Source organism: Mycobacterium sp., assembly GCF_008709575.1.
GTDB lineage: Bacteria > Actinomycetota > Actinomycetes > Mycobacteriales > Mycobacteriaceae > Mycobacterium.
Window position 1 is genome coordinate 1 of sequence record NZ_VYIK01000316.1, and the last position, 714, is coordinate 714.

Here is a 714-nt window from a genome sequence, read left to right on the forward strand (position 1 = left end):
CACTACGCAGTGGGCCGCCTGGTCCGGGCTTTCTGGGATCTGCAGGCAGTTCGAACCAAGTCTCCAGCTTCGTGCGGACCGGGTGCTGATCATAGGGGAGCAGTTCGGTGAACAGGACGAGAGTGTCGCCCATCTTGGTCGCCGCGGGTGCGACGATCCCGTGATAGCCCACTTGGTGGGCCGCCGCGGCGACCGCCTGGCATGCCGCATAGGCGACTCGATCATGGGTCTGCGACTGCAGCTGCTTGATGGACAGGCCGGCCAGGATGCGGTGTACGGCCAGCCGAAGATCCAGGATTTCCGATACCGATACATCGCAGGTAACGAGCACACGTGGCCTGATCGGAAGGACGCGACCGTCGGGCTGGGCGATTGGGTCGACCAAGTGCCGGTATGCCTCCACAACGACCGATTCTGTAGGTCGGCCAAGGTACAGCACGGGATTGCCATCTTCGGTGCCCCAACGGCCCATGGTCCGCCGTCCCGCGAGCGCGGTGTCCGTGTACTTCGCGGGAACGTGACGCTGCCAAACGCCATCGACGGCGGTCGGCGAAGCCCGTGCCAACCTCGCCGCGAGGGAGTCCATCAGTGCGCCCCGAGGGGACCGGCGGCTTTAGCCGTCGGGGGAATCGGGGCTGGTGACCCGCGTGGTGCGGTGAGTTTGTCGGTGTCGTTTCGTAAGCTGCGTGGCATGTCGGAGCGCCGGTTTCGCCG

1 protein-coding gene is annotated in these 714 nt (G+C 65.5%); it reads right to left on the reverse strand.

Going from position 1 to position 714, the window contains the following annotated elements; genetic code table 11:
• The coding region (locus F6Q13_RS18675) for an RES domain-containing protein (RefSeq protein WP_293059708.1) at positions 1–586 on the reverse strand (586 nt) is incomplete at its 3' end.
• Between the last annotated feature and the right edge of the window lie 128 nt (positions 587–714).